This window comes from Pseudoalteromonas luteoviolacea DSM 6061 (genome assembly GCF_001625655.1).
GTDB classification, from domain to species: domain Bacteria; phylum Pseudomonadota; class Gammaproteobacteria; order Enterobacterales; family Alteromonadaceae; genus Pseudoalteromonas; species Pseudoalteromonas luteoviolacea.
The window spans coordinates 164,963-185,926 of the sequence record NZ_AUYB01000098.1 but is presented as its reverse complement, the minus strand read 5'-3'; the positions used below and the strand labels follow the sequence as shown (position 1 = coordinate 185,926).

Sequence of the window (20,964 nt, the reverse complement as noted above, 5' to 3'; positions counted from 1 at the left end):
TAAGTGAATTAGAAAGTATCTAACCCAATGTCACTTTTCTGTTTTATCTCAAACGTCACTTTTTACCCATCCCAAAACCTCAACTGTTTGTGCAGTGCCAAACACAACCGTATTCCCATTCGTATCGAGCATTGTGTTCAAACCATTTGCGATAGGTATATTGCCATCACAACCCCAGTTGTTTGCGGCTGAATCGTAGTGCAGTTCAGCAAACGCATAGTTAATAAAAGCCTGACCGTGTTCTTCCACAGCATAGTTAAGTGCCAATAGTGCTGAACTGTTGTTGTCTGGTATCGGAAAGTTTAATGGGAAGTCAAATGCTCTTGAACTGGTTTGAAAGAAAGAGCCGTCGTCCAGACGACCAAAATCTTTTAAGGGTACGGTGCTTTCACTTTGAGCATGTGCGCTTCGTACAATGACATTATTTGTAAGTGAATAACAAAGTTCTCGCTGAATGAGATTTTGAGTCAAAAATACATTTCCAACACCTGATAGGCCTTTATAAATAACGCTGTTACTTGCTTGGTGGGCTAGTTTTGCTTTTGATTTATAGGCTTGAATGACAACAGCATCAGGGTTCCAGCTGTCGGTTAATTTGTTGGTCGTACTATCGATATCTGGTGTTAACGCATTCCAACTAGCTCCGTTGTTTAACGTGTAGATGCATGCACTTTGACTAGAAAAAGGTTTCGTTAAAGTATAGCCATCAGTGTTGTCTGGCACTTTTGAGATCCAATTACCCACCCAGCCTGACTTTAATTGCTCGCATAGTAGTATCTTGTCTGGATCACCCATGACATCCATGTGTGTGTACTCTCCGGCGACGGGTAATTTGAGTTCTTTGTTAATAATGAGAGTTACTTCACTGCCGCTGGATATCTCACCATTGGCGATTTCATAGTAGACATAAAACAAGTCAGTTGAGGTGATATGAAGCACGTGTGAGATAGGGTATATCGTAGAATTAAACAGGACGTAAGAACCAGTTCTTTGATGCGTCAGTCCTCGGTTCTCGTGATTGTGTGTATGCACATCTAACCCCAGAGTAGCGAACTTATCTTTGTTGAAAATCAGCACTTTGATACCCGCAGACTTCGATGTGACATTGGTGACCGTGTCTTTTAATATCATAGTTTTGCAGAGCTTTTCATTTCCTCTGGCTTGACCGCTTTTAACTTTTAAGTCTAGCGCTACAATGTCATCCAAGCTCAAACCTTGAGCGGCATAACGCATGTCGCGACAAACACCGCCTTGGCCACTTGCGTATATGGCATCAAAAAGGCGACCATCGGGCCTCGCTTTTATTGAAAACCCATCTCCTATAAACCCGCTCGCAGTGTTTACTACATTAGGGTCAAACAAAGACTGCGTACTATTTAGATATGCTTTTGTCGTCCCCGAACCATTGAACCAAGTAGCTGACGTTGCGTGGTTGCCGTACTCGTTCGTAAGTAATCTTGTTCCCTGTGGGTTAAAGCTGGGGTGATATCCGCCTTTATTCAGTCGATTTACAGTGCCACAGACCAAGAAATAACACTCACCACCCAACGCGCTATTTGAAATACCGGTTCGAAACAACCCTTTTTGGTGTTGTTTTAGCATAGATGTGCGCGCGTAGTGCTTACCGTGAAATGTAACAGCTGAATTCGATGTTTTATGGAAGCTTTCTACCGTATTAAGGACGCCTTGCGCTGTGACACGTGCTTTACAACTCAAAGAGGAGGTACTCTCACTGTCAATATTGTCCCAGTCACCATTACCTAGTCCAGCAAATGACCGTCCTCGCACACACCATTGATTAAATCGACCTGTCTTATCATCAAAGAACAGATTGTTCTTAGGGTCGCTCGCAATAGATTGACGTTCGCTTGCTGTTGCGGTCATCCAATTCACGCCTTTACCTCGGCTTGTGTTATCTCCCTCATACCACGCAAAATACGAGTCAGGTCGAACATTGTCATCAATCGTGGCAACGCCCGATATGTCACTTGCTTGGCTTTGAAGTAATCCATGTTGATACACAAATGGATCTGCTTCTGTAATCTCGCGTGGAAAAGCCTCAAAACCCCACATATCCATTCTTTCTGTTACCACTTGATTTGTTGGGGTTTCAGATGCAAATGCCACGCTTGCAGTGCTATGTGTCACCGTCGTACTTGTGCTGCAATCGTATGTCCTGCGGCCATCTTCTGCGGTAGGCAACTTGATGATGTTTGCGATGCTTGACTGGTTGATGGACAAGTCTTTTAACTGAGTTAGGACGCCCGCAACACATAACACTGGATACTGGCCGCCATGCACACCCCAATTCAGGTTATCCATAAAATCACCAGAACTTTCATTTCCTGTGTATAAGCCTGGGCCGACATTGATGTAATGGGTACTTGTTAAAGACTCCCCCAAATGGACAAAGCCACTGGCCACATATCGGTTTAGATACTGCTGTCTTCTCGCTTCAAATTCTCCTTTGCGCATGGCCCAAGGGTAGGGATTTGCGGTGTCTATTTCGATTTGCATTTGGCGCAGCGTTTTAACACTTTGGGTATTGCCTTCTAAATCGCTGAACTCGACTGTTCCGGTTTTCGTTTGCCATTCAATCATGGCTTTGTAGTTGTCGTTGACCATTTTGGAGGCATTGTTGAGGGCAGAAACGGCGGTATTAAAATCCCCAGAGGTGGGTAAAGCCACGCAAGGCACTTGGTTTTGGGTGGCATTGGGCCAAGGTTTTATGAGTTCAACGAAGGTGCCGTGTGTGGTGACATACGCTTTGGCGATTTCAACGGGTGCGAAAGCCCCTAACACCAACGCATCACTTGCACGAATGTTGGCCACACTTTGATTGTCGTTAATTTTGATGATGTTACTGCCGTTGGTGGCATTTGAATTTGCAGAGTTAAACCAGGTCATTGTTATTATCCTCGTAAGTAGATGACTGCGATTTTTTTGATGTGTGTTGATGATGTGAAAGTCACGTCATGCCGTGCTTGGGCAAGGGTGTAGGGGCGCTCAACACTTTGGTCATGCTGGCGCATGCCTTTGCCTGGCATATCGCTTGAGCAGAGATAATCGCCCGCTTCAATATCGCCGCCTTGGCCGCACACATTAAGTACGCCTTCACCTAAGGCATTGAACTCGATGACGTCATGGGTGGCTTTGAGTGTATTGAACCGCTGCGCGCCCTTAAAACCGCTCAGCCCCGCGGGTAAAGTGTCAGCAGTAAGCGCTCTGCGTGCGATATACACACCACGCACATTTCGCTGATTGGCGTGTGTTGCACGCGCCATTTCACATATGGCATTGGACATATCGGCAATATTAATGAGCTTGCTATCGCAGACGATGTCGCCTGGTACCAGTTGAGTGCCTTTTTGTACTAATCCTTCATGCATTCCCGTAAACGGGGTATAACCTTTGGCTGCATAGAGTTTTAGCGGTGTCCAAAGGGCGGTAGATGTCGTGTTGTTTGCGCGCACTTCGATGACATTGCCTGTGCCGGACGCACGAATGGCATTGAGGCCACCACTGACTTCAAGCCCATTGCCATGTGTGCTATTGAGTGTCAGCGCGGTGGCCATAGTGGAGTTGCCAGAATTGAAAACCATACCGGCTCGGCCGTTTCGGTGCGTTGCGATATTGATTAAATCACTCTCGGCATTGGGGGCATAGACACGAATACGCCCACTGAATGTGCCAACGGCTGCGGCCAGTTCATTGGCAATGACTGTGCCATCGACCAATTGATTGCCATGAATATGGAGTGCAAAAGTCTGCCAACGCTGACCGTCCCAGCTTTTGGTGGTTTGTATGCTGGGGTCATCGACTTTGTAGAGCGTTACAACATCATAAAGCACTGCATGTCCACCCGCACAGGCTGCGTGGGCGAGGGCGTCTGACCAAATCCCTGAGGATGTGGCACTGACAAAACGTCCCGCACCGCGCGCACCTGTTTCGCCATTTTGACCGTCTTGACCAGCATCACCGGTCTGACCTTTGTCACCTGGTATGCCTTGGTCACCTTTGAACTTTGACCAGGTGTAATCAGCGGGGTTAGTGGATTCTGTTGCCGTATGTTGATTGACCGCAATACCAATATACTCGGTAGCATTGTTCGGAACTTGGTACATATTGGCCCCGTTTGCATATTGGCTATAGGCTATCCAGGTATAGAGGCTTTGGCCGTCTTCACCACGCTCACCAGGAATACCATCGGTGCCATCTTTTCCGTTTAGGCCATCCTTGCCATCAAGCCCACGAATATCGTCTTCGGACTCAACCACAAAATTACCCAGCTCTAAACGACCACGAAACACATGTACAGGGTTTTGTGGGTCGCGGTTATCAATGTAGGACGTAGGTATAAACGACTCGCCGACCATCACACCTTGGCGAATGACATCGCCGACCAAATCCAGGTTACCAATTTGACCATCGTTTAAGCCCACAATGCCCGTTGCACGCCCTTGGTTGTTAATGAGAAACCCGCCGCGTGCGATGAGTCGGCCGTCCTCGGTTTCAAAGGCTTGGCGAATATCTGAAATGCTGGCTTTATCACCTGCAGTGTTTTCAATTTGGAGTTTGCGAATAAACTCCGCGAGAGGGCCATCCACCCAGCTATGGCCTGCAGCAACACAAAGGGTTGCATCGGTCTCACTCGTGAGATTCCCTTGCGCATCGATGCAATAACCCACGGCAGCGCGCGTGTAGGTGATGGCGCTGGCTAAAGTAGATGTATCGCCTTGCTCGATGTTAGCCACCAAGTCTTCTCGCTGACTGGTCATGGCGGAATCAAGGTTGGAGATAAGCTCAGTGGTTTGTTGAAAAGCCGCTTTTGTCGATTGAGTGAAAGCGATAAAGTGTTCATTTCGCAAGGCACTGGCTTGACGTTCGTTGGCAAAGGCTTTGGCGATGGAGGTGATAACTGCGCTGTTTTGTTGATGTATTGCGCCCAACTCTAGGGTATGACTGGCAATGCTTTGAAGCTCATTTGTGGTGGCTTTGAGCTTGTCTTGTGCCAGGGCGAGTTTAATATCTAATTGCTGCAGCTCGTTGTTTTGAAGCAGGGCGTTATAAGCACTGATAACTTCCGCTAAGCTCTTTGCTTGGGCCCCAAGTTGTAGCCCTTGGACTTGCACAATACTCTGATTAATCTCACCTTGAATGGCATCGAGTGTGCTCGACACATTGGTAAACTGCTCATCCACGCCATCTTCTTGGGCATTGAATACCGTGATTTGGTCTTTGATGTAACCGGCAGCACCGGCAATAAAGCGCTCGGCGGCGTTGGCCTTTTCCAGTGTGCCGTTGTCATAAAAGGACTGAAGGGCGGCGGTAACACCATAGACTGCATCAAAGGTGCTAATCGCCTGGCTTACTTGGCTGGCGGTTTGATAGCCTCGACTGTCGACCAGTAACGAAGCTAAACTCATAGAGCGCTCAACCACAGGGCCGTCTACCCAAGTATGACCTGCCAGTTCGCATGCAACCGCATCTTGCTCAATAGTTCGATTACCTTCACTGTCTACACAATACCCCACCAGAGCGCGGGTAAAGCCTTTGGCCTCTGCAATGGCTTTTTGGCTTTCATGGGTAATTTCAGCACGCAGTGTTTCAGTGCGCTCGCTGCTTGCTTGGCGCGCATTGGCAAAAGCCTTACCGAGAATATCAATACTAGCCGCGCTTTGGTTGTGCAGCGCGATGAGCTGGGTGGATTGAGACGAGAGCGCACTGACGTCATCTGTTATCGCAGAGAGTTTATCTTCTGCATGGGCGAGGGTGATGGAGTGCTCAGCCAAAGCGTTGTCGCGTAAAAGCTGGTTGTAGGCCTCTAATACCTGGTTTAAATCTTTGTCGGCTAAATCAAGCTGAATACCTTGGATTTGCGTGACCGATTGCTGTATTTCCCCAGCCAGTGCATCAATGTGTTGCTCAGCCATGGCCAGCTTTTGGTTCACCCCGTCTTCTTCATTGAGATAACTGATAACCTGATTTCGAATGGTGGCGTTTGCGCCATCAATCCAAGTTTGCGCCGCATTGGCTTTGACGATGATGTCATTGTCACTGAGTTCCTGTAGGACGGCGCTGATACTGTATTGGGTGTTAAACGAATCAATAAGCGTTTGGACGTTGCTTTGAGTCTGATAGCCTAAACTTGATACCCACGCCGTGGTGGCATAGTGCGCCATCCGTCCTGTGCCTGCGTCGAGCTCGTGTTCAATGGTGGTGGTGCGACTGGTGATGTCTTTGAGGGCTAAATCATTGGCCCCGCGTTTGCCGATTTCAATAAAGTCGATGTCACACGCGCCCAGCTCAAACTGCAGCCAAGTGAGCAAGCCGCTATATCCCGCCGTGCCGGTTGCCTCAATTTGGACGACTTCCCAATCAAAACTTGTCGGCTCGGGCAAAAACAATGCGCCACCTTGAAATTGAATGCGGCCAAGCCAGGTGCTGTTTTGGTGTTTGCGTACGCGCAGCCTAAACATGGGGTTGTCGATGGTATCCAGCGAGATGGCGGGGCTAAAGAGCGTACTTTTACACACCAAATACCCCAGCGCATGGTGACTTTCAAAGCCTGCAAAGCCCTCACTGCCGCTGTTAAACTGCCAGCTGTAGGCAGGCGTGAGCGCAGCCATGGCACCGGCAATTTGGGCATTCACTTCACTGAAAGTGGCGCGCTGTAAAATCTGGCCTGCCTGCAGCGCGATTTGCGCACTGGCATCAATCAATTTATCCTCTGCTTGTTTTATCCTACGAGACTCAAAATTAATGCGCGCATGAGCGCCATCTACCAAAGACACCGCTTCACTAAATTGCGTGTCGGTATATGAAAACGCCCGATTTACAATGGTGCCAGACTCTGCATCCACAAACACCGCCGCATCTATCAAACGCTCATTGTTTAACGTCCTGCGCTCATACTCATTCCTAAAGTTTGTATAGCCTGCCGTCACATCAAACACGCTTTTTTGCATGTCAGTCACCGCCAACGCGGTTTCATCCAATTTGACTTTATTCAGCGCTATTTGCGCCGGAATACCCTCAGCAATGGCGTCATCCAAGACTTTGGTAACCTCTTCCAAACCTTGTATTTGTGCAATGTTTCTAGTAACAAGCGAGGGTAAGTTGTTCTCGGTTTCAGGGCGCAATCTATCCACCTGGGTGTTTAAGTCGTTTATTAAGTCCTGCGCTTCTTGGCTGAGCTTCGCCAGTGGCATGTCGTTAATAAATTCTGTTAAATCCACCTCGGTTGTGGCGGCAACTATCTGCACCCAATCACTGTGGCCTAAGTGATTCACAGCGCGACATTGGAAGTGATACTCAGTCAAAGGCTGTAAGCCAATGCGGGTGTAGATTTGCGTAAACACAGCGGGACTTTGCTCGGGCACATCATTTGAGCCTAAAAACTGCCATTCGAACTGGGTACCAATTCCCATTGCAGGCAAAGTTGCGGTGAGGGTAATTTGGTTATAGTCCGCCACAGCAGAGAGTGCGGGTTTAACTGGCGCGGAGACGCTAAATTGAATGGCCACAGACTTGGAGCGCTGACCAAAAATGTTCCTGGCATACACTTTGGCGGTGTAGGTGCCAAGGGCGAGCTTTGGGATAACCGCCTGCGTATAGGTTACTTTCTCATGGTAAATACGCATGCTATTTTGATAGTACTCCACATCGTATTCGTGCACGGCCAACGGGGTTGGGTGGGTCCACTTCACAATGCCATTGCCGTCCATATCCACGATGACTTGTACATCCATAATGGGCGAGGGTGGCCCTGTCACATAATCACTGTTTGGCGTGATATCTGACGCCCCAGGGATTAAATCATCGGCCCAAAGCAGTGGGCTGTCTTCAATACAGGTGAGGGTAATACCACCATCTAAACGAAACTTTCGACCCACCACGCGATACACCTTTTTAGTGATGTGCTCTTTGGGTAAATCCACATACACAGTGCGACCCACAGCCGCTTGCAAGGCCTTGTGCTTCAGTGGCAGCTCGATGGAACCCAGTCTCGTTTGCTCTAAGTGGATTTTGGCCAAACGCTGGGCGGTCGTGGCACTTCTAACAAAGGGCAAAGAAATCGTCGTTTCAAGCAATTGATTGTCTTTTGCAATGTAGCCTTCTGCCCGTATTGGCGGGGCATCGGTGCGCTCATAATGCTGGTTGGGGTCGGTAAAGGTGGTACGCACCATATTGGCTCTATCACGCAAGTCTGCATGCCATTTGATTTTAACGTTGCCCATCACATCAGATTGGTTAATCGTATAGGTGGGATTGCCATACCAGGCACCGACGCGCACAAACCATTGGCCCATCTGGCGAAAAATTTTCCCTGCAAAGCAGCGCTCTAGCTGATTTAAAATCTCAATGGGCTTGCTGGTAAAGCGAAAGGTGCCGTTGCAGGTGTAGCGCGGCTCATACCTATCCACCCCATCCGCATCTTGATATAGGGCATGTTCGTCGCACACATTGGCTGCCGCTATCCACCAATTGAGCGGAATGCGATGATAAGGCACTTCATGGGCCCCATAAAAACGAATGTAGTGCAAGGCGCAGAGCACCGCATTTTGAGACCATACCCAAGTGGCAGAATCATCGGGGTTTTGCTGGCTGTCGCGCGGGTCCCAAATACGCGCACCGCGTATTAAAAACTCACAGTCTGATATCCCATCAGGGAATACTTCACGGTTGTTTTCAAGCTCAATAAACACATGGGCTTGCGCAAAGCCCACGTGTGCTTGTGTCCAGCCTGCCATTTTAGACACCGCCAACGGATTTGCTGACGTGTGATTACCATCAGAGAGGGCATAGTCCCAACTGTCCTCGGGATAGTCAGAAAGCGGCTTGTTGGCAATGTAGACTTCTTCCAGCGCATCAATGGGCGCACCATTGATTAACACAATGAGCTGCACCCATTTCTTTTCGTCACGCTCCACGGTAGCTTGATGGGCAATCACACCGCCCACACGGTCGCGCCCAAAGGTGATACGCCGTGGCTGGTCAATGCCTTTTTGTAGTCCCTTAGCAAGGGTGGCATAGTCGGTTTCTGGCACATCGGGCGATAAGCTATCCCACAGCGCGCCCACAGTTTCATCCCAAATCTTTTCGCCTAAACCAAAAATCGGGTCCGCCAACTCATTGGCAATGTCTGCAACTTTACCCATGCGCACCGCCCAAATCAGGTAACACCTGAGAATAACAAGAACTGACCGCGCTCATTTCCAGCACGCTTAAGCCAATGTTGGTAACGCAGTACACGATGTTCATACACACAATGCCGCCAACCAACTCACCTTCAAATTCAACCAAGGCAATGTCACCACGCTGGGCATAGGCTATTTCAATGGGCTTTAAATGGTGTTTAAACACACTTTGAATATCAGAAAAGCCTAAGCGTGTTAACCGACGCTTTGCGCCAATCGCGGTTTTATACCGCCCACGAAAATCTGCGGCCACATCGACGCCATTAACCACATTCAACCAATCGGCCACAAACAAGCAGCAATCAAATGTACCCCAATTAAATACTTTGTCTTCGCATGCATCCAAGTAACGCTGCAAGGCAAGGGGGCGAGCACTCTGTGTACGAGATTTAGGGCAAGTGGACACCATCACGGCCTCCCACTGGGGAACCAGGTTGGGTATCGGGTAATACCGTACTGGTTGCCTCACTGTGTTCGCTAAAGAACTTATCGTCAGGATATAGGGCGGTTTGTGTGGCGTGATTCCAACGCTGATGAACCCGAGATTGCTTCCAGCGCTCAGACTCGCCCGCCACAGATAACATCACTTTACTCACTTGGCCACGCTCTACATCACAGGCCACGATATAGCCACTTTCTAAGAGCTGGGATTGATTGACTCGATAGTGCTTATCGACCGTGACCAAATAGATTTCAACACCCGCACCAATGGGATCGTTTTCGGCCACTTCGCCCAGAATCGCGTCACTTTGGGTGTGCAAAGACAAACGAATACGGGCCGCATCGTTTTTATCATTGGCAGGAATCTCCCCAATGCGCCCAAGCATGCCCAGGCCAAACCAAGTGCGACCCAAAAAGCGCCGCTCACCAACACCGGTATGCAATAACACATCGCCACTTTTAAATGCCAAGCGCACAAAGTAACGGGGGCGACACTGGGCAAGCTCGGCCACCAAAGCTCGATTTAACGCTTCCATTAAAACGCCTCCCGACCTTTGATTTTCCAAGCCGTCACAAAGCCGTTTTTAACCTGGGCTTCTGCCAATCCTTGCTTGTTATCCAATAAGCGAAACACGCCAGCAGGGCGCTTAAAATACACAGGAGTATTACTGGCTGGGATTTGACGCATAGGCGATTCAAACTCAAGCGTGCACGCGCCATGACTATCCACGACAGCATCTGCCGTCAGCACTTTAAGCTCCGCGTTTTCACCCACACCAATCTGAATACGATTACCGGCTTTGGCATACACACCGTTCACAGGCAAACCAGACACGTTCAACACATTGCCATCTTGATAAGGCTCAACCACACGGGCAAAACTGTCTAACTCATCCTGTAGAAACCGATAGTCATAACACAAGAACTTGCCAACCGAACCACGACACTTGGCCAAGAACGCATCTAGAGCCAAGGCATCAGACTCAGATACATTGGCAAGCTCAATCTCAAACTCCCAATAGGCACCTTCGAGGTCGTACACCTCTGTCGCATTATTGGTTTTACTCACATGCAAGTGACTATTGGGAATCAGCCGAAAAACACAACGTTTTGGGGGCTTAGGTAGGGGAATATGCTCCATTTTTTATCGCTCTTTGCTTTACTGTGTGAGCGAGTTTAAAAAATTAGGAGCGGTAATTTAGGTGGAAAATGTTTTACAACACAGTAAGTTTAGCAAATACCTTGTTAATAAATAATTTCTCTACTAATTTAGAACTTACTCAATCAACTTAACGGACTTATAGGCACTTAGTAGCTAATCTACCATTGTCAGGAGATATCTGTGTGAAGGGAAAAGTCGTAAAATACAAACAAGATAAAGGCTATGGATTCATTTGTGGCGATGATGGCCATGATTATTTTTTCCACAAGTCAGAAGTCCCCAATGGCTATCGTTCCACACTAAAACAGGGTCAAAATGTAGAATTTAAAAGTAGCTCAAATGATAGAGGACTTTTGGCTCTAAGAATTAAACCACATGAATTTATAAACTTCTCAACGGAGAAACAATCTCGTAGGTTAAAGAAAAATCCATTTACGCCTCAAGATCCTGTTTACGATCCTCACAAGTTCGCTGGAAGAAGTGAATCTGTGGCGAATGCTGTTGATTCACTATATAACGGAAAAAATGTGTTGGTTAGCGGTCATAGAGGAGTTGGCAAAAGTTCGTTATCAATCCAGCTTCTAAATGTACTCAAAGGAAACCCCTTGCTACTTAATAAACTTAATATAGAAACAGATGGATTTAAATTTAAGTATTTAACATCAGACCATCGGTGTTTAAGTAGTAATGAAATAGAAGAGATAGCATCCTCTCTTGTAAATGGGTTGGTTAGCTCTCTTGGTAAAGATGAAGCAGTTAAGAGCAAGACTAGCGAATGGCAATTGAGTTTAAAGTTTCTAAAATATAAGCGACAAACGGCAAAAGAACCTTTGACTTATAGTGATCTATCATCACAGTTTGCTTCAGATTTAAAAACAATAAGAAATGAAGCTCTTCAAAATTGCTTCAATGGACTTTGCATGTTAATCGATGAAGTTGATGTACTCGAAGATAGGGTGCAAATTGCTCCATTCTTAAAAGCAACAATTGAAAAGCTACGTCAAGATGGAATTTGTGACGTGTGCTTTTTAGTTGCTGGAGTAGTTGGTATTGCGACAAGGCTAATTAGTGAGCACAAATCGTCGATGAGACTTTTTTGAAGCATGCCCGCTAGAACCAATGAATCACGACGATATTACCGAATTACTTAATATAACACTTGACAATACTGAAGCAGAAATAAACAAAAATGCTATATCAGCTATTGCAGATACATCTCGCAACTTCCCTCAACCTGTTCAACTGTTGGGATATCACTCTTTTAGAGTTGATGATAATGATGTTATTGATGTAGATGATGTTGATAAAGCCAGACAATTTATAATTGAAAATATTCGGGGTCAAGAATTTCGGCGCCTACTAAATGAAATGTCGATCAATGAGGCCGTAGTTTTGAGAGAAGCTGCTAAGGCACACAAAACAACCTTCAATATTGGTTTCGTATTGAGTAGGACCAGCTTGACGGAAACTATTATTGTAGAAGTTATAGCATCTTTAAAAGAGAAAAGGGTAATTGAGACGACCTATAATGAAGCTTATGCTTTCGTAGACCCATTTTTTAAATACTTCGTCAGGTGGGACTCTGGTTTTCGGTAATTTTTATCAACTCTCAAGATTCTAATAAAATAGGATGTCTAAATTATATAGTCAGTGTTGGATTACGACATACAGGTTAAATATGGATATTAATGAATTAGCTATTAGTCTCTCTAAAATAAATGAACCAGAATTATGGATAAGGCACATTCCTCGTACGTATCGGGGGTTGCGAAAAGATGTATTCAAACTAGCCGAGCCATTGTGGATAAAGAGACTGGTAGCATCGAATGAATTATATGTTCACCCGAATGTTATAAAAAGTTTAGTTATTCAAAATTTCATTCCCAACGACCTCCAAAAAAAGATGATTTGGGCTAGCATACTTGCTTCAAATAGTGACCACCGAAGAAGAAACACCATAAAAATACTTGTAAAAAAGAAACATGGTCATGATTGGTGGGAAGAAGTATTTGAAAGATCAAGAAATGCCTGGGCTGCTAAAGAGCGTATTCAGAAAAACCTTAAAGAGAATGGGCCCGCAATAAACAAACTTATTGCCAGTACACACTTATTTGGTCAAGCGGCAAGGGACGAGCTTATAGCAGCCTTAATAATGATCCCAGAAAAGTGAGAGCGCCCCATATATGTGCGATCGCCTTGTTATGTGAGTTATTAAAAATAGTTTAAGCCTTAGTCGTTAAGGGGGACTTTGGTGGATTTGATATTTGGAGTTTTATTCTCTTTGGTGGGGTTGATGACACTCCTATTTTTAGCTGTATACTGGAAAATAATATTCATATTTTTCGTAACAATGCTTACTGTTTGGGAGCCAAAACTAGGAGTGCCAATTACGTTTTGCTGTTCTTTCTTGTCGATTATTTGCATTGAATATAGGAACGTTGGCGCTAAGTTGTTTATTTCAGCCTTAAAATTCTCACTCTGTGTGACGATAGGTGCAATTGTTATTGGCTTTATTATCAATTCAGTTTTTGGTACTGGACCAGATAATACGTTGTGTTCTCTTGGCAATCCAACCGGTTGCTAATAATCCCATCGAAACTATTAATAAGGGGCTCAAATGACTAAATTTGAAATCGCAATAACGACATTGTTTACCGGATTTGTCATTGGTCAAACGACTGACTTTATAAAATACAAATGGCAAATAAGTAGGCAAAAAAAAGCTTTGAAGTCGGAAATTAAAAGTATCCAATCAGACTTTAGTGAAAAAGCTGAAAGGATAAAACAAGTTGCTTCGGAATTAACTAGATTTCACATTGGCTTTTCGGTTCCTGGAAAGATAAGCACTCATATCTTTGAAAAGTGTTACCCAGAAGTTGCGCCATACCTGTCTGAGAATGAAAGGAAGTCAATAATAACTATTTATAACCATGTTCAGCATTTCAATGATGAAGTCGCTAAAGAGGACAGGACGACACTAGAACAAGCACAGAGATCTTTGGTTAAAATGTACAGCCAAGTGGTATTTGGGTATGACACAGCTAGTCACTTTTTAGAAAATGGCGGAGATAAACTGTTTTTACAAGAAACTGATAAAATTGACAGAATCAACGATGAAATCCAAAAATTTGCCAATTCTTGGCTTTTGTAAAAACGGAAGAGAATGTGTTAGCTAACCAACACTCCTAATCGCCCTAAACACAGCCCCACGAGAGTTCACACTCTCAACAACAACAGCTTCAATCTGCCGAGCAATGTTTGCACCAATCACATTGCCTTGCTCGGCATTTGCCGCACCTTCTACTGTGATCTGATTGGTAATATTAAACACTACATTTTGGCCAGCGGTTTGGCGGTTACCTGCATTGTAGTGTCTTGCCATATGGCTGATTTCGACGTTTTGTTTAGGTGAAAGGACACGTTCACCGCGTTGCAGGATGTAGGTGCTTTCGTTTGGCACGTAGTCTAGGCCGCCGTGCGCGATACCAGCGGGTTGTTGTGATTTAATCATCCGAACTTGTTGCATACCCATGGCAATGGCCGCAGCTGCAGCGGCAGCACCAAGGGCGGGACCGACGATTGGAATAGGGGCCAATGCGGCAAATGAACCAGTTGCCGATTCATAGGTTTTGATTAGGGCTTGAGTGATAGCAAAGGCTTTGTAGAGTTTAAACGCGGTTTTACTTTGTCCTGCCATGGCTTTAAAACCTGCTGCACCAAGGCCGACTACTGCTGAGGTTTTCTCCCGCGCGTTTTTTGTCTCCCAGTTTGCAAACTGCATTAAGTGTTGTTGCATCGCACCGGTATTATGGGTGCGCGCCTGCATGAGCCGTTCTTGATGGGCGTATTCATCTGCTTCTCGTTGACTATAAAAACCCCTGGCTGCGTTTAGTTCTTGTTGGCGTTCTAGGTTTCGAATTTGATTGTCGGCGTTGTATTTGATTTCACCGACTTCATCATTTGCAGCAAGACCAAGCATGCTCCTGCGTTTGGCATCGATGCGCGCTTGTTGTTTGGCTTCTTCTACGCGTATTTGGCTATCATAAGCGGCGAGGGCTTCGCGGTTACTGAAGCCTTTGATTTGCGCGATGCGGTCTTCTAGTTCTTTGCGTAAATCATTGCGGCGTTTTTCTTCTGCTTGGTTTTGGATGCGCGTTTTTTCGGCTTCACGCTTTTTGATTAGGGCTTGTTGGTCAGCATCCAGTTTAGTATCGAGTTGCTTTAAAATGGCATCGTATTTGGCTTTGTTACCCAAGTCGTTTTCGCGCGCTTGCATGACCATTTCTTTGCGTTTTTTATAGCTGGCTTTGAGCCTGGCTTCTTCACCCAATAGTGAAAGCTGCAGCTGCTGAATGTTTTGGGGCAGAGCGTTTGTCGCTTGTTTGGCGTTATCTGCTATTTGCTTCCAGTCCAGCGCCTTTAGGTTTTGTTGTAGGTTTGCGGCTTGCGCTGCGGTTTTCATAGATTCGGCGCGGAGTTTTGTTTGCTCGTTGATGTAACGCTCAATGCCTGCAATTTGGTTTTGATAGGTGAACTTAGCGCGGTCACTGCCCGCATTATTCATTTGCTGGCGCAGCTGTTTAATGCGTTTGTATGCGTTTTCAATGTTGTTTGTGTAGTTGATGGTTTGTTTTGAAGCCGAGGCAATTTGTGCTTTAGCGCTGATATTACTCACTGAGTTAAAGGCGTCACCTAAGTCATAGAGGTGTGTTTCAAGTCTTTTTGAGCTGGTACTGGCTTTATCACCTTGAGTAGCAAAATAGGCAATGGCTAAACCAGCGGTCACGGCCAAACCAACAGGGCCACCCATGAGGCGCAATACACTGCCTAATGCTCTACTGGCAATTGAGGCTCTCGCAGCCGCTGCCGTATAAGCATTGGTTGCGGTTGTTAATGCGGCTTGTGTTGCCGTCGCACGCGTATTTGCCGCTGCGAGGCTTTGCGTGGCCATTTTTCTTACGTGCATATTACTCGCAAGTTGTACTTGCCGCCTTGCAGCGTCGCGCTCTTGTATTGCTTTCGCGTGCTCTGTTGCAGCCAATTGTTGATTGGCAGCCACAAGCTGTAGGTTGGCTTGCGCTGCTTTGTGTGACGCAATGACTTTCGACCCCATTATGGTGGTCGTTTTTGCTATGTTCCCTGCCAATTTACCACCCATAACAATAGCCAAAGCCGTTGCCGAGGTAGTTAACCCTTCAACCAGTTCTTTGTTTTCTCTTAGTTCTCGCATGCCAGCGGTCACAGCATTGGCCACTTCAACCACTGCAAAGCTAACTGGCTTTTCATACTCACGAATAAGACGCTGATACTCGTTGCTCATTTCAGCAAACGAGGCGTTTATTTTGCCTTCAGTCGCCTCAGCTGCGCCTGCATACTCATTGAGTGCTTTAATTAAATAGCGTTTAAACATTTGGCTGGTAATACGGCCATCGTTGACCAATTGCCTAAAACCACCTGCAGCCACGCCCGCTGCTTTATCAAGCTTTTGTAAAAGCCCGGGTAAAGGTTCCGTGACTTGGTTGAGTTCTTCGGCTCTTAGCACGCCTGCTGTCATACCTTGGGTCATACCAAACAAAGATTGCTCCAGCTGCACATTGCTTGCGCCTGTTTTAGCGGCGGCATTGGCCATACCTTCGAGAATTGCTTTACCTTGTGTTTGGGTCACAATGCCGGCTTGTTGCAAGTTGAGGATTTTTGAGTAGGAATCAGCGAGGGTGGTGTATTGCGTATTGAGCCTGTCTGCGGTTTCAAATAGATAGTTTTGTACTTGTTGGTATTCACGCGTAGAATCCGTTAACCCTTGCAGGCGTGTATCTAATTGCTGTGCTGCGCCTGTATCGCGAATAAACATGGCGGCAGTGCCAATGGATGCAACACCTGCGAGGGTCACTCCCAATAACTCATACCCTGATTGTAATAGGCCAAGTTGTCTACCCATGGCGGTTTGTTGCTGCATCACTTTTGTTTGGCTTACGCCTAAGCGCTGATTCGCAGCCACCTGATTTTGAATTGCATGAGGCAGGCGGTTTAAGTCCTGGACGTTTTTGTTGGTGCCTATGGTTACGGCTTTGCCGTCATACTTTAAGCGAAGCGCTAGGTTCAGTTGGTTTTTCATCGGGCCGCCTTAGTAGTCCTATTACAGTGCGCTCTAAGAATTGGAGCTTGTCAAAATCAGTGGGGGTAAGGGCAATGTCGCTATAGCGCCAAGCAATTTCAGCCCTGGCATAATCAAGGGCGAGCTCGATGCCGTCTTTGCAGTATTGCCATTGGGTATTGGCAGTTGAAAGCGCCTTAACCGCTGCCCAGTTTTGTGGGAGTACGTATAAATCTGCTTTGCTTTTTTCAACCTCAACCGGTGCACCGAAATGGGCTAAATCATCGTCTAAATGTTTGCTATGTGTTGCTAGGTCGCCCAAAAACCACCTAGCAACGTCGATTAGTTTTTTTCCTGTACTCGATACTGCGCATTAATACACTCGGCAGACAACCGCCCAGTAATGCCGCCAAAACACAGCATTTCATCTAACACGTCTTTTGAAAAGGTGATGTCTTTGCCTTCATCAATAAAGCCATCCCACCCAATCAGGAGTTGCTCAACGATGGCTTTATCCGTTGTGCTTTGCGGGTTGGTGAGCGTTTCAATGTCGTTTTCAGGCACCAATTTAATGTGTGCATTGAACTTAAATTCCACACCACCATATTCAAAATGAATGGGCGCATGGATGGTGGCGTCTTTTAACTTCGCTAATTTTTTTAATTTCATTTGGATCACTCAAATACTAAGGTTAATTCATCAAAGCCACTGTCTGAAGGCACCAGCTTTCCGTCCAGTTCGTAGCCTGTGAGCTCGCTTTCTAAGCTTGCATACTTGGGTGTGGGCATTTGAAAGCGTCCTAACAGCGTCACTTTATTGCCAGCACCTTGCCCGTGGTTAAACTCAAAAGGCTGAATGCTGCCAGCCAATTCAAACGGGTTGAAGATAGACAAAGAGTCACTGGTAACAGTTATGTTCGCCGTGGATTCATGACCGGTGATGAGGATTTCTTCATGATTGATTGCCCGGTCAAACACCACATTATTACCTACATCAACGGTGAGCTTGTGCAATGTGCGTGATAGACCATTTAACTTAAATGCACTGCTATTGTTTACACCCAGCGTTGAAGGCTTTTTCCAGCGAGACCAATCAACCGTTGGCGGGCCGCTAGATTGTATCGGCGCACTAAACAACCCTTTAAATTGCCAATTAACCATAGGCTGGCCTTTTTCCAAGTTAATGCTGAAGGTGCCAAGCATCTCAGTAATTTGATGGGTGTTTTGGCCAAAGCGCATAAGGCAGGTTGCTTTAGTAGCCGCACCTTTTGTGAATGTGACTGCGTTCGCGCTAGAGACTTGCACCATGCCGCATGCTAACAGCAAAGGCGCAATCGCCGGGGCCGAGCCTGCGCTGCCACTCATGGCCAGCGGTGTTTTAAAGTTCAGCGTCACGTGCTCGCCATAGATAATCTCAAGGCTTGCGCCAGAGTGAGCACGCTCAATTTCGTCTTTTTCGGTTTCGGCTTCAATGTTGAATTCAACCTCACTGGCATATATCGCATGGTTGCCTGTAAGGGTGGTCCCGAGAGAGTCGGCCATAATTAGCCTGTCTTTAAATCGCCAGCTCATTTGCTTGCTCCTGGTTTAATCGTGTCGCCATCGAGTACAAAAGCACCAGCGGCATTACTGCGATTGCCGCTTTGTTTAAGGGCCTGTTGTACTTGCTGTGCAATCTCCGTTGGGCTGCTCGATTTGGGTGGCAGGTCTGTTTCTTTGTTGGCTTTCATGTTGGTTCCTTGGTGTTGATGGTGATGTGCCCACTCACTGAAAACTGGCACTGGTAAATGAGGTTGTTGGTTTGGACGTTGAGCTCCACCATGCGACCGCGATGCAGCTTAATGGGCTCATAGGGCGCAAAAGTAAGGCCTGCGAGGGCCGTTTTGACTCGCTCGCGGAGTGTTTCAATTTGTTGGTCGGTTTTTCTATTTGCGCTGTGGCAAGGAATAACAATCATCACGGCAAATAGCTCCGTTACGGCGTATTCGTCTTGGCCTGTAATACTGTTGGTTGGCTGATAGTCTTCATCCAGCGGCAATACATACAGCAAAGGTGCGTGCACTGATTTACTGCGCGCCTGATTAAAGTCTTGTGCAAAACCCACCTTGGCAATGCGCGCGTTATTTAAAGCCTTTTCAATGTGGTTTAAATCAAAATTAAACATGCTTTAAGCTCCGTTTAAACCAGCCAGTCGGTAAGCGTTTCAACAATGGCTCCGGCTTGATATTGCTCGATGCCAATGATTGGTTGAGCAGGGAGCGTAATAGCATGGCCACGGCCTGTTTTGCCACCAAAGTGATGTATGGCAGCGTACTTCTCACCCAAGCCATGTATCAATTCATCGCCTTCAACCTTGTGTGTGACAGAGCCAGCTAAGTTACGTTGGTCGGTGAGCGTTAATCCTTTGCGCGCTTTTGCAGCTTCGGATTGTTCCCAGCGGGTGCCATCTGGTGCCAGTTCGTTTAAAAAGCGGGTGGTCACGTCCATATCTAAAAATGCGCCTATGTCATCCAATACATCTTCAGGGACTTGGCTTTTACGATTGAGCACTTGCAACTTCTCTAACGCATCGCCCGAGATATCAATGAATACGCCTGCCATGACTTAGTACCTTTGCCAATCAAAATTGCTCGCTAAAGGCTTGGTTTGAATAGGCCCAGACGCCATAGGCGAGGGCGCTTTAATTTGAATGGTCCCCGCCTCAATTTTACCAAGTTCTAACATGGCGTTTTTACGCCTGGTCATAAGCCCTTCGTCGGCATCGTTGTTACATAGCTCATAACGCATTAAGTCAGCGGCTAAACCCAATAAGGGAGAGGCATCCACTTCAGCCTGTGTGAGTTCAAGCTTTGCCACGTAACCCGCTATCGTGTTATTCACATTGGTAGAGGCGGTGTTAAACCAATTTAAAAGGGTGGTTTGAATGTCTGTTTCTGGTGTGGCCAACAAGGCTTTATTTAAATCATCTTCAGTGATTTGCTGGGCATCATACGCAAGGGCAAATGTGCCATTAGCAAACTCCAACAAGCGACTTAACCCAATTGTACTGATTGTGTGCTGTGCATTTACAAACATCGTGTTGTCCTTAAGGTAAAGGGGCCGAAGCCCCACAGGGAGTTAATGGCTAAGTGGTTAAGCTGTCAGTACATCGGTTAGTAGCACACCACACCCTTTGGCAATGATTTGCTCTTCGACTGATTCACCTACAATGACCTTGGTACCGCCACGTAAACCCGCAGATACCGGCTTGCTACCTGATTCACGGTTCTTGTAACGGGCAGTGAGTCCAAAGGTCATACGTTTGTTTTCAAAACTGGCCAGTGGGTCATGGTAGGTAAGCGCAAGGTTGTCGCCCCATGCACGCTCAAAGACTGGTGCTTTGCCTTTTTTAGCAATGTTTAACCGTGCTTGGCCAATATTGATATGCTCTATTTCAAGCGCTTCTTTTATGTAGGCCCAGGGCACTAGGCCTTCGTCTCCAGTCGTGCCGTTATAGCCTTTCAGTAGCTTTTTGTTGGTCCTAAGTGCGGTTGCCACTTTAAATGACATGGTCATGCAATTTGGGCGCATTAATGGCTCATCGAGTAAGTTGAGGAACCAACGCAATATATCCAGCTCAGGGTCATCTAGCTTTTTTAGGCCTGCCGTGCCAAGCTTTTTGTGAATACCAAAGTTATTGGGATCAGAGAACTTTTTAGCGACGCGTATTTCTCGCCCAAGCAATACCAAGTCCGTAATGTTTTCGGTTGCCACATTCAACGGGCTGTGGTTTGGTGGCGCGTTGGTGATATCGTCGTTTGGTACAACATCAGATAAACCATAATCAGTCACAGAGCCGGTTCTGTCGTCATAACCAAACTCAACTTGGTTTGGCTCTGACTTACGGCCAATCTTGGTATCTGGGACCGTGAACTTATCCGCTAGATTGTACTCACCCCATTTGTATTCGCGTCTGTTCACAGATGCGTAGGGTAGTAACCTATCGGCTATTAACTGACGATTGGTATAGGCAATTGCTATCGCAGTTTGCTGCACGTCGGGGGTAAATGGCATACCATCACTCATGGC

Annotated in this window: 18 protein-coding genes; 4 read left to right on the top strand and 14 right to left on the bottom strand. The window is 46.5% G+C overall.

Annotated features, from left to right (window positions below):
• Positions 1–48 precede the first annotated feature (48 nt).
• Genes N475_RS09600 through N475_RS09580 form a run of 5 tightly spaced genes read right to left on the bottom strand, consistent with a single transcriptional unit; the run spans position 49 to position 10,710 of the window.
• Positions 49–2,907: a hypothetical protein gene (locus N475_RS09600; RefSeq protein ID WP_063365155.1), complete on the bottom strand. Its 2,859-nt coding sequence runs from the start codon at positions 2,905–2,907 to the stop codon at positions 49–51.
• A gap of 5 nt (positions 2,908–2,912) precedes the next feature.
• Entirely contained in the window at positions 2,913–9,161 is a 6,249-nt protein-coding gene (locus N475_RS09595) for a phage tail protein (protein ID WP_063365154.1), read from the bottom strand.
• Positions 9,154–9,609 carry a DUF6950 family protein gene (locus N475_RS09590; protein ID WP_063365153.1) on the bottom strand — a complete coding sequence of 152 codons (456 nt, stop codon included), beginning with the start codon at positions 9,607–9,609 and terminating at the stop codon, positions 9,154–9,156. The genes N475_RS09595 and N475_RS09590 overlap by 8 nt, the downstream gene beginning before the upstream one ends.
• On the bottom strand, positions 9,590–10,177 hold the full coding sequence (locus N475_RS09585) for a hypothetical protein (protein ID WP_063365152.1): 588 nt from the start codon (positions 10,175–10,177) through the stop codon (positions 9,590–9,592). Before N475_RS09585 ends, N475_RS09590 begins: the two co-directional genes overlap by 20 nt.
• Complete coding sequence (locus N475_RS09580) at positions 10,177–10,710, bottom strand: hypothetical protein (protein ID WP_227008410.1); 534 nt, start codon at positions 10,708–10,710, stop codon at positions 10,177–10,179. The genes N475_RS09585 and N475_RS09580 overlap by 1 nt, the downstream gene beginning before the upstream one ends.
• A 275-nt stretch (positions 10,711–10,985) precedes the next feature.
• Here N475_RS09580 and N475_RS09575 point away from each other — a divergent pair, with 275 nt between their 5' ends.
• The 4 genes from N475_RS09575 (at position 10,986) to N475_RS09555 (ending at position 13,954) form a co-directional block, all read left to right on the top strand.
• Positions 10,986–11,903 carry a cold shock domain-containing protein gene (locus N475_RS09575; protein ID WP_063365150.1) on the top strand — a complete coding sequence of 306 codons (918 nt, stop codon included), beginning with the start codon at positions 10,986–10,988 and terminating at the stop codon, positions 11,901–11,903.
• A 19-nt stretch (positions 11,904–11,922) separates the two neighbouring features.
• Entirely contained in the window at positions 11,923–12,399 is a 477-nt protein-coding gene (locus N475_RS09570) for a hypothetical protein (RefSeq protein WP_063365149.1), read from the top strand.
• Between the two features lie 82 nt (positions 12,400–12,481).
• Positions 12,482–12,973 carry a hypothetical protein gene (locus N475_RS09565; RefSeq protein WP_081232406.1) on the top strand — a complete coding sequence of 164 codons (492 nt, stop codon included), beginning with the start codon at positions 12,482–12,484 and terminating at the stop codon, positions 12,971–12,973.
• Positions 12,974–13,420: 447 nt separating this feature from the next.
• The gene (locus tag N475_RS09555) at positions 13,421–13,954 is read left to right on the top strand and encodes a hypothetical protein (RefSeq protein ID WP_063365147.1); all 534 of its coding nucleotides are present in this window, start codon (positions 13,421–13,423) and stop codon (positions 13,952–13,954) included.
• Positions 13,955–13,975: 21 nt separating this feature from the next.
• On the opposite strand, the gene N475_RS09550 is transcribed toward N475_RS09555, so the two are convergent.
• Genes N475_RS09550 through N475_RS09515 form a run of 9 tightly spaced genes read right to left on the bottom strand, consistent with a single transcriptional unit; the run spans position 13,976 to position 20,961 of the window.
• Complete coding sequence (locus N475_RS09550; protein ID WP_063365146.1) at positions 13,976–16,918, bottom strand: tape measure protein; 2,943 nt, start codon at positions 16,916–16,918, stop codon at positions 13,976–13,978.
• Complete coding sequence (locus N475_RS09545; protein WP_063365145.1) at positions 16,878–17,219, bottom strand: DUF1799 domain-containing protein; 342 nt, start codon at positions 17,217–17,219, stop codon at positions 16,878–16,880. The genes N475_RS09550 and N475_RS09545 overlap by 41 nt, the downstream gene beginning before the upstream one ends.
• A 20-nt stretch (positions 17,220–17,239) precedes the next feature.
• Positions 17,240–17,566: a hypothetical protein gene (locus N475_RS09540; protein ID WP_063365144.1), complete on the bottom strand. Its 327-nt coding sequence runs from the start codon at positions 17,564–17,566 to the stop codon at positions 17,240–17,242.
• Positions 17,567–17,571: 5 nt separating this feature from the next.
• Complete coding sequence (locus N475_RS09535) at positions 17,572–18,468, bottom strand: hypothetical protein (protein ID WP_063365143.1); 897 nt, start codon at positions 18,466–18,468, stop codon at positions 17,572–17,574.
• Positions 18,465–18,626, bottom strand: coding sequence for a hypothetical protein (locus N475_RS25440; RefSeq protein WP_155732559.1), 162 nt, complete (start codon positions 18,624–18,626; stop codon positions 18,465–18,467). Before N475_RS25440 ends, N475_RS09535 begins: the two co-directional genes overlap by 4 nt.
• The gene (locus tag N475_RS09530) at positions 18,623–19,060 is read right to left on the bottom strand and encodes a phage tail terminator protein (protein ID WP_063365142.1); all 438 of its coding nucleotides are present in this window, start codon (positions 19,058–19,060) and stop codon (positions 18,623–18,625) included. The genes N475_RS25440 and N475_RS09530 overlap by 4 nt, the downstream gene beginning before the upstream one ends.
• 14 nt (positions 19,061–19,074) lie before the next feature.
• Positions 19,075–19,497, bottom strand: coding sequence for a phage virion morphogenesis protein (locus N475_RS09525; RefSeq protein ID WP_063365141.1), 423 nt, complete (start codon positions 19,495–19,497; stop codon positions 19,075–19,077).
• Positions 19,498–19,500: 3 nt separating this feature from the next.
• Entirely contained in the window at positions 19,501–19,971 is a 471-nt protein-coding gene (locus N475_RS09520) for a phage protein Gp36 family protein (RefSeq protein WP_063365140.1), read from the bottom strand.
• Positions 19,972–20,028: 57 nt separating this feature from the next.
• A complete protein-coding gene (locus tag N475_RS09515) occupies positions 20,029–20,961 on the bottom strand; it encodes a hypothetical protein (RefSeq protein ID WP_063365139.1) in 933 nt (310 codons plus the stop codon).
• Positions 20,962–20,964: the final 3 nt, after the last annotated feature.